The organism is Desulfomicrobium salsuginis (assembly GCF_054657795.1).
On the sequence record NZ_BAAHYA010000001.1, the window covers coordinates 422965 to 439212 of the forward strand.

Here is a 16248-nt window from a genome sequence, read left to right on the forward strand (position 1 = left end):
ATGGGAATGGATGGGGAGGGGAAAACGGCGATGTGCGGGCTTCAGCGCCCGCACTCCTTGCATGTCTTGACCTGGAAGCGTTTCTGCAAGACCAGGCCCGTGTCGGTGCGGAAGAACAGCTTGCGGCCCACGTTGCCGCCCACGCTGGAGGCGCAGACAGCCACCCCCTCGCGGGCGAGGGCCTCCATGGCCGCCTCCACGTTGCGCTTCCCGGCCGAAGCGTCGCAGTTCTGGTGCAGGGGCGAGGCCCCGCCGAACACCTTGCACTCCAGGCTGTCCGGATAGATGCCCGCCTTGGCGAATTCCCGCAGCAGTTCCTTGATGGACGAGTCCACGTAGCGGAAGCGCTCGTCAGGCGCCGAGGTTTTGGAGAAGTCACCGATGCGCGGCAGCAGGGCGTGAAAAATCCCTCCCCACCGGTACCGGGCGCAGTACATGGTCACGGATACGCACGAGCCGAGTACCGTCTGCACCACCGTCGGAGTCTTGTAGACCCCGCCCTGCCCCACAAGGAGGTACTCGTGAGGCATGTCCCGGCAGTCCTCGACGCCCTCCAGGTCCTTGGGGGGCAGGGACATCTTTTTTTTAGCGGTCTTGTGCATTGCCGTCACGAAGTCCTGGGGTGTAGGTTGAGGAAACGCCGTTCCAGTTTGCAAACAATAACTTTTCTCAATGCAGAAGTCATCAGCTGAAAACACCTTCTGTCCGGGCCTGCGCCTGGAGCTTCCCTATCTGGTCGACGCCCTGGCCAAAGACCACGGGTTTCTGCACGACACCCGGCAGTTCGATTTCCTGGGCGAAATCGTGGCCGACCACCACCGCCACGGGGAACCGCTGACGTCCTTCCTCGTGGCCGGCTGCGACCGCGGCATCGACGCCTACAGCCTGTGCATCGCCCTGCTGGAGGAAGCGGCCAGGCTGCCCGGCCTTGAGTTCTCCATCCTGGGCACGGACTTCCTGCCCGCCAACCTGGGCCAGGCCGTGCGGGGGGTCTACCCCGCATCCACGGTCAGCGCCCTGCCGGTGGCCCTGACCAAACGCTACTTCCTTCGCAGCCGCACCGCCCCCGACGATCTGGTCCGGTTGCGTCCCGGCGTGCGCAACCGCGTCAGCTTCCGCTGCCAGGACATCTTCGAGTCCTTTTCCCTGCGCGAACCCATGGATGTCATCGTCTGCCGCCAGGTCCTGCACCATTTCCACCCCGCCCTGGCCACCGCCCTGGCGCAGAGGCTGCGCGGATACCTGGCCCCGGGCGGCATTCTGGTGCTCGGGGCGCGCATGTCCCGCGCGCCCGGATTGCGGCACCTGGGCCACGCCCTGTACCAGGCCGTCTGAGCCCTTCGCGCCCCTTGACGATTTACTCGCCATGATTCTGCATATATAGTGCCCAGAATCAGGCCATCCCACCCGTTTCCGGAGCGCACGAACATGAGCACGAAAATCCGCATACTGATCGTCGACGACTCGGCCCTGGTCCGTCAGACTCTGACTTCCATCTATTCCTCGGATCCGGAGATCGAGGTCATCGGCGCCGCCGGCGACCCCTTCGCCGCCGCCGAGATCATGCGCGAGCAGGTTCCGGACGTGCTGTCCCTGGACGTGGAGATGCCGCGCATGGACGGCATCACCTTCCTGAAGAAGATCATGAGCCAGCACCCCATCCCGACCATCATCTGCTCGACGCTGACGGAGAAGAATGCCGAAACGACCATGAAGGCCCTGGAATACGGCGCCGTGTCCGTCATCCAGAAGCCCAAAGTCGGCACCAAGCAGTTCATGGAGGAGTCGAGGATCATGCTGTGCGACGAGGTCAAGGCCGCGGCCAAGGCCAAGTTGCAGAAGTACGTGCCCCGCACCCTGAAGGTCAGCCAGAAGCTCACGGCCGACGCGATGCTGCCCAAGCCCGCGTCCAAGGCCATGGTTCAGACCACCGAGAAGGTCCTGGTGGTCGGGGCGTCCACCGGTGGCACGGAGGCCCTCTTGACCCTGCTGCAGGCCATGCCCGTGGACTGTCCGGGCATCGTCATCGTGCAGCACATGCCCGAGAAGTTCACGGCCGCCTTTGCCCAGCGGCTCAACACCCTGTGCGACATCACGGTCAAGGAGGCCGCGGACAACGACACGGTGCTGCGCGGCCAGGCCCTCATCGCGCCGGGCAACCTGCACATGCTGCTGAAGCGCAGCGGGGCCCGGTACTACGTCCAGATCAAGGACGGCCCCCTGGTCTCGCGCCACCGCCCATCCGTGGACGTGCTCTTCCGCTCGGCCGCCCGCTACGCCGGCAAGAACGCCGTGGGCGTGATCATGACCGGTATGGGCGACGACGGGGCCAAGGCCATGCTCGAAATGCACGAGGCCGGGGCCGTGACCGTAGCCCAGGACGAGGCGTCCTGCGTGGTCTTCGGCATGCCCGGCGAGGCCATCAAGCTGGGCGGCGTGGACAAGGTCGTGCCCCTGAACCTTATCGCGCCGACGGTGCTCCAGCTCTGCCGGGACTGACGCCCCGGCTCAGATCAGCTCGAGCTTGCGCAGCTCGTCGATGATCTTGCGACGCTCGATGGGCTTGACCAGATAGGCCGACGCCCCGCCCTGGAAAAAGGACTGGGTCACGTTCTTCACGTCGTCCAGGGCGCTGGTCATGATCACCTTGACCTCCCTGGACAGCGGCACGCCCCGCTCCTTCTCCTTGCTCCTGATGATATTCAGGGCCTCGTGGCCGCTCATGTTGGGCATCATGATGTCCAGGAACAGGACGTCATAGGGGTTCCCCGCCTCCCAGGCCAGGTCGAAGGCCTTGACCGCCTCGGCCCCGTCCACGGCGATGTCGCATTCCCCGTACTCCATAAGCAGCTTGTGCATGATCTTGCGGCCGACGAAATCGTCCTCGACAATCAGAATTCGCATTGCATCCTCTTCATGTTGATATCCTGTTCACGTCTCCGTGCGGGCAAGCCCGCACGGGTGGGCTATCCACGCTCACTCCCCCCGCCGGGCCCCGGACCTTCCTCGCCGCGCCTCACCACCCTGGCGATGGCGTCGCGAAGGGTCTCGAAAAGGACCGGCTTGGTCAGGTATGCGTCGAAGCCGGCCTCCATGTAGCCGGCCTTCTCCTCGGCCAGGGCGAAGGCCGAAAGGGCCAGGATGGGGGTGCGCCGCCCCGTCCCGGACTCCTCGGCCCTCATGATGGTGGCCACCTCGTCGCCCCGGAGCACGGGCAGCCGGATGTCCATGACGACGCAGTCCACCCCGCCGCGGCGCCAGACCTCCAAGGCCTGCCGCCCGTCTTCCGCCAGTGCCACGGCATGGCCCATCTTTTCCAGGGCCCGCAGCAGGTAGAACCGGTTGGCCTCGTTGTCCTCGACGACGAGCACGCGCAGGGGCGACAGGCCGTCCGCCTCCCGGATTGCTGGCCCCGGGGCGGCTCCGTCCGACCCGGGGATGGAGAAAGGCAGCCGCACGCGGAAGACGCTGCCCTGGCCGGGGGCGCTCTCCAGATCGATGGCACCGCCCATGGCGTCCACCAGACGGCGGCAGATGCTCAGGCCGAGCCCCGTGCCCGGCCCTCTGGACAGCCCTCCTGCGGTCTGGACGAAGGGCTCGAAGATGCGCGGGTGGTCGGCCGGGTCGATGCCGATGCCGGTGTCGGACACGGACACCGTCAGCAGCCCACCCCGCCCGTCGACCCTCCCGACCTCCGCCAGGATGCGGACGCTCCCGCGCTCCGTGAATTTTACGGCGTTGGAGACGAGGTTGGTGACGACCTGGACCAGACGCATCTCGTCGCCCGTGACGAACTCAGGGAGGTCCGGCGCCATATCCATGCGCATCTCGAGGCCTTTGAGCACCGCGAGGGGCCGCAGGTAGCCCACCGTGTCCGCAAGGCAGCGCTTCAGGGGAAATTCGGAATGGTCGAGCTCAAGCCGCCCCGACTCTATCTTGGCGAGGTCGAGCACGGAGTTGATGAGCGTAACCAGGTTCTTGCCCGAAACATTGATCAGATCGACGTACGTCCGCTGGTCGCCCTGTAGCCCGGTCATATCCAGAAGCTGGGCCATGCCAAGGATGCCGTTCATGGGCGTGCGGATCTCGTGACTCACGCTGGACAGGAACTGGCTCTTGGCCCTGCTGGCCGCCTCGGCAACATCCCGGGCCTGGCGGAGTTCCTCCAGGGCCAGCCTCTCGGCGCTGATGTCCAACACGCTGATCAGCAGGCGCACCTCCGGACTGCCGGGGCCTTCGCCGGCCACGTCCCGGCGGCCCGTTATCCTGGCCCAGAAACCGGACCCGTCGGTGCGGACGAACCGCACGTCGACGTTCTTCCCCTCCGGCGAACTGAAAAAGGCCCTGAACCGCGCCAGGAAAATGTCGCGCTCCGCGGCGGCCATGAGCGACGCCAGGGGGACCCCCAGGAAGGTCTGCTCGGGGCTGCCGAACATGGCTGCGGCTGTCTGGTTGTGCCGCAGGATCATCCCCTTGCCGTCCAGGGTCAGGAACCCGACCGGTGCGTTGTTGTAAAGGCCCTGGTACTCGTCGCGAGCCCGATGCAGGGCGGACTGGGCAGCCATGAGCTCGTCGTTCTGCATCTCGAGCTCGATCTGGTGGACCGAGAGGTCGTGAATCAGCGTCCTCATGTCCAGGGCCGTGAGGTCCTCGACGACGGCGCCCGAGGACTCGAGGACGGCTTCAGCCCTCTTCCTGAGGCTGTCGTATCGACCGTCGGACTTTTTCATGCCGCCCCTCCCCGCCCGCGCTTTCCGACCCGTGGGCCGCCGGTCCGCGAGAGGTCCCCGTCCACGGCCTCCCGGCAGAAGCCCACATAGCCGGCAAAGCCGCCCTGATCGTCGAGTCGCGGACGCCCCTCGTCGACGATGAGGCGATACTCCCCGTCGTGCCTGCGCAGCCGGTAGCGTATGGAAAAGGGCACACGCATGTCGAAGGCGTCGGAATAGTCGCGCAGGCAGGCCTCCATGTCCTCCGGGTGCACGCCCTGCAGCCAGCCGTCCCCGCGCTCCTGCTCCAGGGTCCGCCCCGTGAACCGGAGCCAGGTCTGGTTGAACCAGTTGCACTTCTTGTCCAGCCCGGACATCCAGACCATCTCGGGCGACAGGTTGGCCACGGTGGAGAAAAGCTGCTGGGAGCGGCGCAGCTCCTCTTCGACCCGTTTGACGGAGGAGATGTCCACCAACGATATGACGATGCCGGAAAAGTTCCCGTGGCCGATGGCGTAGGGGACCACGCGCATCAGCGCCCACGCCCCGCTCTGCAGCCGCACTTCGGTCTCCGCGGGTCTGCTGGTGCGCTGCACGTCCCGGACGGTCTGGATCGGGTCCGCGTCCGTGATGGCATGGGGGATGTGGGTGATGGGGCGCCCCACGTCGCTTTCCAGAAGCCCGAACACGTCCGCCGCCTTGTGGGAAAACCGGCGCACCTCCAGGTTCTCGTCCAGCAGGATGTGCCCGATCTGGGTCGCAGAGAGCAGGTTGTCCACGTCGTTGTGCAGTTCGGTCAGCTCGATGATCTTGCTCTGGTACTCGGCGTTGACGGTGAAGAGTTCCTCGTTGGTGGACTGCAGCTCCTCGTTGGTGGACTGCAGCTCCTCGTTGCTGGCCAGCAGTTCCTCGTTGGTCGCCTGCAGCTCCTCGTTGGAGGTTTCCAGTTCCTCGATGGTCGCCTGCAGATTCTCGCGGGCGAACTGCAGCTCCTGCTCCATGTCCCGCAGGCGGTCCTCGGTCTCCCTGGACAGGTCGAAGGCGCAGACGTCCGGCCCAGCTTCGTTCGACGTGGCCTTGACCGTTTCGATGAACACGGCCACCAACGGGTCCTGACGCTTCCTGCCCGGCAGGGGCCTGATGTGCAGGCTGACCGTCTCGTTCCCCCCGGCCCGCGGGATGCGGATGCCCGAGAAGCGGACCTCCGCATTCTCGCGGAAAGCCTTCTGTATGCCCGTGCCGAGGGGAATGGCGATCTCCTTGGCGGCCATCTTGGAGATGTCGTTGACCATCCTGCCCGAGGGCAGCCGGAGAAACCCCTCGGAGTCACCGATGATCTGCAGAACCTCCATCTGTTCGTTGACCAGCAGCGAAAGGGGCAGGTGATCGGAGGCCGCGTCGAGAAAACGCTCCAGAAGCCGCTCATCCTCGGCATGCTTCAGGGCGCGCCGCGCCGCGCCGAACTGCCCCTTCATGTCGCGCGCCCTGGTGTCCGTGACCGACGGCAGGACGATGTCGCCGCCGACGGAACGGACGCGCCCGCGCGAGCGGTAGATCTTGAACCTGGACTCCACGGCGTCGAAATAGTCGCTCATGTCGCCGGTAGTCTCGCTGCTGCCCAGGAACATGATCCCCCCGGGAATGAGCGAGAAATTGAAAAACTCCATGACCTTGCGCTGCAGTACTGGCTGCAGGTAGATGAGGATGTTGCGGCAGGACAGCAGGTCGATGTTGGTGAAGGGGGGGTCCTTGATGAGGTTGTGCTGGGCGAAGACGACCATCTCGCGGATGGAGCGCGCGACCTGGAAGTTGTCACCGCGCTTGTGGAAGTACTTGGCCAGAAAGCGGGGGGAAATGTCCGCGGCGATGCTCTCGGGGTAAGAGCCGCTGGCGGCGAAGTGGATGGCGTCGCGGTCGATGTCCGTGGCGAAAATCTTCACGTCGTGACGGAAGCCGTACCGCTCCTGGCACTCCCGCGTCAGGATGGCCAGGGAGTAGGCCTCCTCGCCCGTGGAGCACGACGATACCCAGAAGCGCACCTCGCGTTTGGGGGCGTTGCGGAATATCTCCGGCAGGATTGTCTCGCCCACGAAGTCGAAGGCCTCCTGGTCCCGGAAGAAGCAGGTCACGCCGATGAGCAGTTCTCGGTAGAGGGCGCTCACCTCGGCGGGGTAGTCGAGCATGTGGGCGAGGTAGTCCCTGATGGTGTCGGTCTGGGTGATGGTCATGCGCCGTTCGATTCGGCGGGTGACCGTGTTCGGCTTGTAGTAGGTGAAGTCGATTTTGCACTTCTCCCGCAACAGGGCGAAGATGCGGGTCAGCCCGTCCTCGTCCGAGAGGATCGTCCCGGAGCGCGTCGCCTTGGTGCTGTAGGGGTGCTTGGCGAAGGCCAGGAGCTGGGCAGGCATCTTCTCCGGGGCCAGGACGAAGTCGGCCAGGCCCGTGGAGATGGCCGAACGCGGCATCCCGTCGAACTTGGCGCTCTCCTCGTCCTGGACCATGACGATGCCGCCGCATTCCTTGACCGAGCGCACGCCGCGCATGCCGTCGCTACCCGTGCCGGAGAGGATGATGGCCACGGCCTTTTCGGCCTGGTCCTCGGCCAGGGAGCGCAGGAAGACGTCGATGGGCAGGTTGACGCCGCGGACGTGGTCCTGATCGCTCAGCAGGAGCCGGCCGTGAAAGATGGTCAGGTTCTTTTTGGGCGGGATGAGGTAGATGTTGTTCGGCAGGACCGGCATGCCGTCCTCGGCCCTGTGCACGGGCATGGGCGTTTTCTTGGACAGCAGTTCAACCATAAGGCTCTTGTAGTCGGGCGAAAGGTGCTGAACGACGATGAAGGCCAGACCGCTGCCAGCCGGCATGTGCGTGAAGAAGGCCTCGATGGCCTCGAGCCCGCCAGCTGAAGCGCCGATGCCCACATACAGCTGCGGCCCGTTCTCCGGCGCACCGGCCAGGGCCGCCGCTTCGGCGTCTTCCGCCATGTCCTTTCCCTTCGCCTTCATGTCTTCGCTACCTCCAGTGCCGATGATTCGCCAACGTCCCGCGCGGGACAACCCTGCCCGGCCAGGCCGCCCTTTTCCTTCAGGATGCGCGCCATCTTCTCCTCGACCTTGCGGATGTCGAAGGGCTTGCTCAGATAACCGTCCATCCCCGCGGCCATGAACTTCTCCCTGTCTCCGGCCATGGCATGGGCTGTCAAGGCGATGATGGGGATGTCCGCGACGGCCTCGAACGGCGCGGCGCGGCGGATGGCCCTGACGGCCTGAATCCCGTCCAGGACGGGCATCTGGATGTCCATGAGCACCACGTCGAAATCCCGGCGCGCACGCAGAACCTCCAGAGCCTCCTGTCCGTTGCGGGCCGTGGTCACGGCGTGCCCGGACCTGTTCAGGAGACGCTGGCCGCACAGGAGGTTGACCTCGTCGTCCTCCACCAGCAGCACCCGCAGCTCACGCCTGCCGGACCCGGAAGCCACGACCTCCTCGATCGGACACACAGTGGGCAGCCCGAAGGGCAGGGAGACGTGGATGGCCGTCCCTTGATCGGGCTCTGAATCCACGCACAAGGTCCCCCCCATGCGGCCGACCAGCTTGCGCACGATGGACAGCCCCAGCCCCACTCCCTGATGGCGGCGCGTGTACGATCCGTCGCTCTGGATGAACGGCTCGAAAATGTCCTTGAGCGTCTCCGCCGACATGCCCGGCCCCGTATCCCTGACCGTGAACAGGAGCCTGACGGCCGCACCGGCCGTGCGCGGCAGGGACGAAACCTCGACCTCGACGCTCCCCTTGTCCGTGAATTTCAGGGAATTGCCCACCAAATTGAAGAGCACCTGCAAAAGCCTGGCGTCGTCTCCGAGCAGCGCCCCCGGAAGGCCGGGGTCGCGACGGAAGGCGTAGGCCACGCGGTTCTCCCTGATGGTCTGGCAGAACAGGTCGGCCAAGGCCTGCTCGATCTCGACCATGTCGAAGCAACGCTCCCTGAAGACCAGCCTGTCGGCCTCGATCTTGGAAATGTCGAGGATGTCGCTCAGGAGCCGGGTCAGCCGCCCGGACGACTTCATGGCGGTCTGCAGGCAGTCCTGCTGCTCCGCGTCGAGCCGCGTGGACATGAGCAGCTGCAGCATGCCCAGCACGCCGTTCAGGGGGGTGCGGATCTCGTGGCTCATGTTGGCCAGGAACTCGGACTTGAGCTTGTTGGCCGCCTCGGCCTCGTCCTTGGCGCGGCGCAGGGAGTCCTCGACCTTCTTCAGATGGGTCAGGTCGTTCAGGATGGCGTAGTAGCCCTCCACCTCCCCCTCGCCCGAGTAATCAGGGACGAGATAGGCGTCGATGAACCGTTCGCCAACGCCGGGGTACGGCAGCATGTACGAGTAATGGACCGTCTTGCCCTGGAATGCCTGCTCGATGAATTCCCGGGACTTCTCGAAAGCATCCGGCCCGATGACCTCGGGCACGTTCCTGCCGACGATGTCGCCAGCCGGGAAGAGGCCGGCGTAGGCCTTGTTGACGAAACGATAGCACAGACCGCGGTCCACGTAGGAGACCAACTGGGGGAGGATGTCCACGACCCGGTTGAAGTTGACCTCTCGCTTGCGCAGTTCCTCCTCGGCCTGGCGCCGCTTCGTCACGTCCTCCTTGATAGCCACGTAATGGGTGATCTTCCCGTCGGGGTCGAAAATGGGCGCGATGAGGGCGGACTCCCAGTACAGGCTGCCGTCCTTGTGGCGGTTGTGGAACTCCCCGCGCCACTGCCGCCCGGAGGAGATGGTCGCCCAGAGTTCGCCGTACTCCTCCCTGGACTTCCGGCCGGAGCCGAGAATCCGCGGGTTCTGGCCCCTGACCTCGGCGAAGGTGTAGCCGGAGATCTGCGTGAACTTCGGGTTGACGTACTCGATGCGCCCCTGCGGGTCCGTCATGACGATGCAGACCGGGCTCTGCTCGACCATCTGCATCAGGGTGCTGATGCGCGCCTCGGTGCGCATGCGTTCGGAGATGTCGCGCACGATGCCCCAGGCGTACCGGACGTCCCCCTCCTCGTCGAAGACCGCGAAGTCCCGCAGTTCCACGGGGAAGATGTGGCCGTCCTTGTGGATGTATTCCTTGCTGTACACCCCGGTGTCGCCGGTCTTCCGGAGCCTGGGCCAGATTTCGGTCCGCTGCCAGTGCCGCCATTTCTCCGGCGTGATGGCGTAGAAATCCCCGAGCTGACGCAACTCGGGCAGGGAGTAGCCAGTCATCCGGCAGTAGGCGCTGTTGGCGTCCAGGAAGCGCCCCTGCGGGTCGGCCAGGACATACCCGTCCTGGCTCAGTTCGAAGAGGGCGCGAAAATGCTCCTCGCTCTGCCGGACCTGCCGTTCGGCTTCCTTGCGCTCGGAAATGTCACGGTAGATCCCGATGACGCAGGAGCTGTCGCCGACCGCCGCTCCGGCCACGCTGACCTCCACGTCGAACACCGTCCCGTCCTTGCGGCGGTGCCTGGTCTCGAAGGTATTCTTGATGATGGAGAAGTCGCCGAAAATCTCCCGAATCTCGGCTTCCCCGAGGATGGCCTCGTAATCCCAGGTGTACAGGCCCGTCACCTCGTCCATGTCGTAGCCGAGCATCTCGGCGAAGCGCCGGTTGGCCTCGACGACGCGGTGGTCCTGGCCGATGATGACGATGCCGTCGCGGCTGCGGTCCATGAGCATGGCGCGCATGGCCTCCCGCGCTTCCCGCTCCCTTTTCTCCCGCATCAGCTGCGCCTTGTGGTAGGCCTTTTCCGACAGGGAGTTGGCGATGACGAAGAGGGCGTCGGCCACCTGCCGGAAGCGCTCCTCGGTCATGAACGGGACAGCCGCCAGGGCCAGGCGGTATTCGCCCGGGTCGGCGCCGATGACCAGGGCGTAGTCGAGCATGCGGGCGTCGTCCTCGCCCGAGGAGCGGACCTGGCCGATGAGCCAGTTGGCCACGTGCACGCCATCCACGGTGACGCTCACCCCGGCGTCCCACAGGCCGGCGCTCAGGCAGCGCCGCACGACGGGTCCTCCGGGGTTGTGGACCCCGAGCAGGGCGTCGGAGCGCATGCAGTTGGCGCACCCCGGCTCGGTGGCGCGGATGATGTCGCGGCACAGACGGGTGAAGTTGCTCGGCCGGGTCAGGGGGGTCCCGGCGGGTGTGGTCACGAGGGACGCCACCCCCGTGGCCATGGCGAAGCCGTCCTGAATCTTCTGGATCTCGTCCAGGTCAAAAATGTCCTGAAAGCGGACTTCGCCGGAAGGTCCTTCGCCTGTCTGTCTCAGCATGACGCGTCCTCATCGCCAATTGTGCGTTGCTCCCCTAACCCGTTCCGTCCCGACCCGGACGGGACCGCGCAGGCCAGGGCCCGCTTCAGCTCGCGGGCGCCCACCGGCTTGGAGATGTAGTCGTTCATGCCCGCCGCCAGGCATATGTCGCGGTCGCCGCTCATGGCGTAGGCGGTCATGGCGATGATCGGCACCCTGGCCATGGACCCAAGGCCGGCGTCGGCCCGGATCAGCCGCGCGGCCTGCAGCCCGTCCATGACCGGCATCTGGACATCCATGAGCACGACGTCGAACTCCCCGCCGTGCAGGGCCTCCAGGGCCTGCCGCCCGTTCTCGACGCAGACGACGGCGTGGCCGATCCGTTCCAGGAGGCGGCGGGCGGCGAACACGCTGACCTGATCGTCCTCGGCCAGCAGGATCCTGAGGGAGTCCGACTCCGGAGGCGCCGCCTCGCCATGCGCCGCACAGGCCTCTCCCGCGGCCGCCATGGGCAGGGTGAAGCAGACCGTCGTGCCACCCGAAGCGTTGTCGATGGCCAGGGTCCCGCCCAACATGTGCACCAGGCGCTTGACGATGGCCAGACCGAGCCCGGCGCCCTGGTGCTGACGGACATACTCCTTCTCGGCCTGGACGAACGGCTCGAACGCCTTGGACAGGAAGGCGTCGTCCATGCCGGGCCCGCTGTCGCCGACGCAGAACAGGATCCGCTCCCGCCCGGACGCGTCCTGGCCCAGCGACTCCATGTCCACGCGCACGAACCCGTCCGAGGTGAACTTCACGGCGTTCCCGACCAGGTTGAAAAGAATCTGGCGCAACCGCAGGACATCCCCCGTCAGCCTCCCGGGCAGCCCGTCAGCCGCCGCCACCTCCAGGCGCACGCCCTTCCTGCCGGCCGCCTGGGAGAACAGCTCCTTGATGGAGGCGCACACCTCCTGCACTTCGAAAGGCAGCTCGCAGACGGCCAATCGGCCGGATTCGATGCGCGAAAGGTCCAGGATGTCGCTCAAAAGCCCGGTCAGCCGCCGGGCGGAGTTCGCCGCCATCTGCACGTACTGCCGCTGCTCGACGGACTGTTCCAGGCCCTCCAGGAGCTGCAGCATGCCGAGGATGCCGTTCAGGGGCGTGCGGATTTCGTGGCTCATGTTGGCCAGGAATTCCGACTTGCTGCGGTTGGCCGCCTCGGCCGCGTCCCGGGCCTGGCACAGGACTTCGAGCACCTGGCTGCGCTCGGTCACGTCGCGGAACAGGCCGACCAGACACGGCGTCCCGTCGACCTCAAGGGGAAAGCTCCTGATGTCGGCCGTGAAGACTCCCCCATCCCGGCACAGGCACGGTAAACCCTCGGCAAGATCCTTTTGTCCCCTGGACTGCTGATCGAAGTTGGCGAAAACCTCCGCCAGATGCTCGCGCGGGTGGATGTCCTCCACGCCCAGGGAGAGGAATTCCCCTTCCGAGTAGCCAAACATCCGGCACACCGCCGGGTTGGCGAAAACAAAGCGCCCTCCGGCCCTTTCGGCCACCAGGATGCCGTCCGCGTTGGCATTGAACAGGGCCTTGTAGCGCGCCTCGCTGTCCATGAGGCTGGCCTTGGCGCTGCGCAGGCGGAACACGTGCTGCAAGAGGGCCGCGACCAGGGTCACCAGCACGCAGACCACGGCCCCGGCCAACAGGATGTGCGGCATGTAGCGCGAGATGAGGGACACGGGCCGGCCCCGGACGTCGCTCCCATCCGGCAGGAGCGCCTCGTCGATGCCGAAGCGCGTGAGCGCGGCATGATCGAAGACCTGTCTGTTGGCGTCGTCGCCTTCGATGACCGGAAGGGTGCGCGCCGCCTCGCCACCCAGAATGCGCAGCACGAGCCCGCCGGCGAGACGGCCCTGTTCCCGGTGGGAGATGACCTTGCCCCCGACGATGCCCTGGCCGATCCCGTGCTCCCAGAGATGGAACACGGGCGCCCCGGCATGCCGCAGGATGAACCCGAGGCCGTCCTCGAAGGAGCGACCCTCCCCCTGCCGGTCCCTGTAGGCCGAGAGCAGCAGGATCGCGTCGCTTTTCGGCACGGCGGACAGCCTGCTGCCGAGTTCGTCCCAGGACATCGTGTCCAGGTCGAGGACATGCAGTTCGAGGTCCCGGATGCGACCCTGCTGCGAGAGGAACGTCCTCAGGTCGCCGCGGCCGCCGGGCTGACCGTCGACCACGGCGTGCACCCCCCGGGTTCCCGGCCGCAGCGAGCGGATGTCCTGCAGGGTCTCGCCCATGGACACGGATTCGATGATCCCGGTGAACCCTTGGGAACGGCTCAGGCCGTGGGCGAGGTCCTGATCGTTGACCCCGAAGAAGACCACGTCCAGGCCAGGGAACAGCTCGCGCCCGTGGTCCAGCACGAAATGCAGGGCCGCGTCGTCGGCCGTGACCACGACATCGTAGGCCGGAAGCGCGGCCAGCTTGAAACGCAGGGAATCGAGAAAGCGCGCGGAGGCCTCGCTCACGGAAAAACGCTTGGTGTCCATGAACTCGACGTCCAGGGCCACCCCGGCAGGCTCCAGGGTCTCGCGAAGTCCGCCGGCCTGGTCGAAGAACGTGGGGAATCCCGGATGGTAGGAGCTGATCAGAAGCGCATGACGCCCCCCGGCCCAGGCACTGACTGCAAAAAACGCGCACAGCAGGACCGCCGCCAGGACCCTGAACGGCCGCACCCTGGCCCGCGGCGTGGCCACACCCTGCGCCACGTGCCAAAGGGCAATCGCGACCCGACGCGCAGAGGGAACGCCGCGGGTCCCTGGCTGCGACGGGCCGGCGCTCGTGCGGACGCCCTCTGGGCACGCCTTGCTCCTGAACAGTCCTTCCATGGTCGCGTCCGTCCTTTGCTGCGTTACAGTCCCTGGCATGATGCTCCGGATGCCAGCGGGAAGCCATCCATCAGAAAAGACCCGTCCGGGGGCCAACCTGGACTCGTTCCGGCTTCGGCAGTCACCAGGCGCCCCTGATGACGATTATGTGGTAGCCACTTTTCCATGGTCAATGTAATTTTGCTCCGCGAGCACAACTTTTGTCGACCCGCAGATGACCACTGCGGCCCAGGCCGGCTACCAATCTCAGCCCAAGGAGATCTCGGCCCGGGCGAGAGCGTATGACGGCAGCAGCATCTCAACCATGCGAATTTTTGAAAACAACATCCGTCCTGATTATTTTTTGCAAACATGGCGCGTCGGACGAAATAATGCTTGCACCGGAAATTATGGCTACTTCATAATAGACACATGAGCTCCCTCGGAAGTTACGTCAAAGAGCGCAGGGAGGCGCTGTCCGCAAAGCACTCGGGCTATTCCATCCGCAGTGTGGCCAAGCGCATCGGCATCCACCATTCCTACCTCAGCAAGCTCGAACGCGGCGAGAACGCCCCCCTGACCGAGGAGCGCATCCACGCCCTGGCACGCCTGCTGGGCGAAGACCCCGAAGTGCTCATGGCCCTGGCCGGGAAGCTCTCGGAGCGCACCACCGCCCTGATACGCTCCAACCCTGCAGCCTTCCAGGAGTCCCTGGTCTCCCTTCAGTCCGTGATGGCCGGACTGACCGCCGACTCGCCCACCCAGCGTCTGGCCCAGCGCAAGAACGAACTCGAAGAGCTGACCAGGCTGCTGCGCGACGAGATCCGGCAGCGGCAGGTTCTCGAAGGTCAGCTGCGCGAACAGCAGAAGGTGCAGAGCACCATCCTCCAGAACCTGCGGGACGTGTCCGTGGTCCTCCTCGACACCCAGTTCCGCATCGTCTGGTCCAACGCCCCGGTCACGGACAACCCGTCGAGCCTCATGCACGAGTTCGGCGCGGGCAATTGCGGCCAGCTGGGCCCAGACGGCTCCGAAGCCAACCCTTACTGCACGGCCTGGCGGGCGCTCAAGACACGCGCCATCCAGAACGGGGCATACCGCAGCATCGACGGCCGGCACTGGCTGCTCCGCAGCGCCCCGGTGCTGGCGGCGGACGGGACCGTGACCCAGATCGTGCACCTTCAGTTCGAAGTCACGGAACTGCTGCAGGCCAGGCAGGCCCTGGAAGCCAGCGAGGAACGCTGGAAATTCGCCCTGGAAGGCTCGCGCGGCGCGGTCTGGGACTACGACATCCCCACGGGCCGGGTGCAGCACTCGCCCATGTGGATGGCCATGCTCGGGTACGCCGGCAACGAATTCGAACTGACCATCGACCAGTGGGAGCGCATGCTCCACCCCGAAGACCGCGGCCCGGCCATGGACACGCTGGCGGCGCACGTGCGCGGCGAAACCGAGTTCTACGATTTCGAGTACCGCCTGCTGTGCAAGGACGGGTCCTACAAGTGGATCCACTCCCGCGGCAAGCTTATGGAGAAGGGCGCCACGGGCGCGGCCACGCGCATTACGGGCACCCACCACGACATGAGCCAGCGCAAGGCCATCGAGGAACAGATCCTGGCCAACGAAGCCTTCCTCGAAACGCTCTTGGGCAGCATCGAGGAGGGGATCAGCGTCCTGGCTCCGGACATGACGGTGCGTTACGCCAACCCGACCATGGTCCGCTGGTACGCCGAAGGTTTCAACCCCGTGGGCAAGAAGTGCCACCAGGCCTTCCACCAGCTCGGCGAGTGCTGCGCACGCTGCCCCGCCGTCAGGTCCCTGCGCACGGGCCGCAACGAGTTCGAGGTGCTGGAGGTCACGTCGTCGACGTCCGTGCGCTCCATCGAATTCAGCGCCTACCCCATCCGGGACATGAGCGGCGACGAGGTCACCGGCGTCATCGTCTTCGTGCGCGACATCACCGCCAAGCGGCAGTCACGCATCGCCCCGGACAGCGACGCGCAGCTCCAGGACATGTACGAGTCCGCGCCCATCGGACTGTGCACCGTGGACGCCGCGGGACGGTTCGTGCGCATGAACGCCCGCTACGCCCGCCTGCACGGCTACGCCTCGGCCAGGCAGATGATGCGCTCCGTGCACTCCGAATCCGAGGCCTTCGCCTCGCCTTCGGACTGGGCCGCCCTGCAGGAGCAGGTCCTGATCAGGGAGGAGATCACGGGTTTCGAATGCCGCATCCGCTGCAAGGACGGCACCACCTCCTGGACCTCCCGCTCCATCAGGGTGGCCCGCGGCGACCGCGGCGGCGTACGGGGCTGGGACGTATTTCTGGAGGACATCCAGGCCAGGAAGAGCCGCGAGCTCGTCCCTGGCGACATCCGATGAGACCGCAATACACAGGCCAGAGGGAAAGAATTTTGGCGGATTT

The 16248-nt window shown here is 65.8% G+C and carries 9 protein-coding genes; 3 read left to right on the forward strand and 6 right to left on the reverse strand.

What is annotated here, in order from left to right:
* Positions 1 to 41: 41 nt before the first annotated feature.
* Positions 42 to 602 carry a chemotaxis protein CheD gene (locus ACYQ3G_RS01880; RefSeq protein WP_459821851.1) on the reverse strand — a complete coding sequence of 187 codons (561 nt, stop codon included), beginning with the start codon at positions 600 to 602 and terminating at the stop codon, positions 42 to 44.
* A gap of 70 nt (positions 603 to 672) precedes the next feature.
* On the opposite strand from ACYQ3G_RS01880, the gene ACYQ3G_RS01885 reads away from it, so the two are divergent.
* Both ACYQ3G_RS01885 and ACYQ3G_RS01890 read left to right on the forward strand, forming a co-directional pair.
* Positions 673 to 1335 carry a CheR family methyltransferase gene (locus ACYQ3G_RS01885; RefSeq protein WP_459821853.1) on the forward strand — a complete coding sequence of 221 codons (663 nt, stop codon included), beginning with the start codon at positions 673 to 675 and terminating at the stop codon, positions 1333 to 1335.
* Positions 1336 to 1428: 93 nt separating this feature from the next.
* Positions 1429 to 2499 (forward strand): protein-glutamate methylesterase/protein-glutamine glutaminase, encoded by a 1071-nt coding sequence (locus ACYQ3G_RS01890; protein ID WP_459821855.1) that lies wholly within the window; start codon positions 1429 to 1431, stop codon positions 2497 to 2499.
* A 9-nt stretch (positions 2500 to 2508) separates the two neighbouring features.
* Here the strand turns inward: ACYQ3G_RS01890 and ACYQ3G_RS01895 are convergent, their stop codons facing one another.
* The 5 genes from ACYQ3G_RS01895 to ACYQ3G_RS01915 all read right to left on the reverse strand — a co-directional run bounded on the left by ACYQ3G_RS01895 (position 2509) and on the right by ACYQ3G_RS01915 (position 13844).
* Entirely contained in the window at positions 2509 to 2904 is a 396-nt protein-coding gene (locus ACYQ3G_RS01895) for a response regulator (protein WP_028578144.1), read from the reverse strand.
* A 62-nt stretch (positions 2905 to 2966) separates the two neighbouring features.
* Complete coding sequence (locus tag ACYQ3G_RS01900) at positions 2967 to 4730, reverse strand: ATP-binding protein (RefSeq protein ID WP_459821858.1); 1764 nt, start codon at positions 4728 to 4730, stop codon at positions 2967 to 2969.
* The gene (locus ACYQ3G_RS01905) at positions 4727 to 7714 is read right to left on the reverse strand and encodes a chemotaxis protein CheB (protein ID WP_459821860.1); all 2988 of its coding nucleotides are present in this window, start codon (positions 7712 to 7714) and stop codon (positions 4727 to 4729) included. The genes ACYQ3G_RS01900 and ACYQ3G_RS01905 overlap by 4 nt, the downstream gene beginning before the upstream one ends.
* Positions 7711 to 10995, reverse strand: coding sequence for a PAS domain S-box protein (locus ACYQ3G_RS01910; RefSeq protein ID WP_459821862.1), 3285 nt, complete (start codon positions 10993 to 10995; stop codon positions 7711 to 7713). Before ACYQ3G_RS01910 ends, ACYQ3G_RS01905 begins: the two co-directional genes overlap by 4 nt.
* The gene (locus tag ACYQ3G_RS01915; RefSeq protein WP_459821866.1) at positions 10989 to 13844 is read right to left on the reverse strand and encodes a response regulator; all 2856 of its coding nucleotides are present in this window, start codon (positions 13842 to 13844) and stop codon (positions 10989 to 10991) included. Before ACYQ3G_RS01915 ends, ACYQ3G_RS01910 begins: the two co-directional genes overlap by 7 nt.
* 411 nt (positions 13845 to 14255) lie before the next feature.
* On the opposite strand from ACYQ3G_RS01915, the gene ACYQ3G_RS01920 reads away from it, so the two are divergent.
* The gene (locus ACYQ3G_RS01920; protein ID WP_459821869.1) at positions 14256 to 16205 is read left to right on the forward strand and encodes a PAS domain S-box protein; all 1950 of its coding nucleotides are present in this window, start codon (positions 14256 to 14258) and stop codon (positions 16203 to 16205) included.
* Positions 16206 to 16248: the final 43 nt, after the last annotated feature.

What these genes read in the sequence shown, in the direction of transcription:
- ACYQ3G_RS01880 (WP_459821851.1), bottom strand. Translation starts at nt 602, where the DNA reads ATGCACAAGACCGCTAAAAAAAAGATGTCCCTGCCCCCCAAGGACCTG.
- ACYQ3G_RS01885 (WP_459821853.1), top strand. Translation starts at nt 673, where the DNA reads ATGCAGAAGTCATCAGCTGAAAACACCTTCTGTCCGGGCCTGCGCCTG.
- ACYQ3G_RS01890 (WP_459821855.1), top strand. Translation starts at nt 1,429, where the DNA reads ATGAGCACGAAAATCCGCATACTGATCGTCGACGACTCGGCCCTGGTC.
- ACYQ3G_RS01895 (WP_028578144.1), bottom strand. Translation starts at nt 2,904, where the DNA reads ATGCGAATTCTGATTGTCGAGGACGATTTCGTCGGCCGCAAGATCATG.
- ACYQ3G_RS01900 (WP_459821858.1), bottom strand. Translation starts at nt 4,730, where the DNA reads ATGAAAAAGTCCGACGGTCGATACGACAGCCTCAGGAAGAGGGCTGAA.
- ACYQ3G_RS01905 (WP_459821860.1), bottom strand. Translation starts at nt 7,714, where the DNA reads ATGAAGGCGAAGGGAAAGGACATGGCGGAAGACGCCGAAGCGGCGGCC.
- ACYQ3G_RS01910 (WP_459821862.1), bottom strand. Translation starts at nt 10,995, where the DNA reads ATGCTGAGACAGACAGGCGAAGGACCTTCCGGCGAAGTCCGCTTTCAG.
- ACYQ3G_RS01915 (WP_459821866.1), bottom strand. Translation starts at nt 13,844, where the DNA reads ATGGAAGGACTGTTCAGGAGCAAGGCGTGCCCAGAGGGCGTCCGCACG.
- ACYQ3G_RS01920 (WP_459821869.1), top strand. Translation starts at nt 14,256, where the DNA reads ATGAGCTCCCTCGGAAGTTACGTCAAAGAGCGCAGGGAGGCGCTGTCC.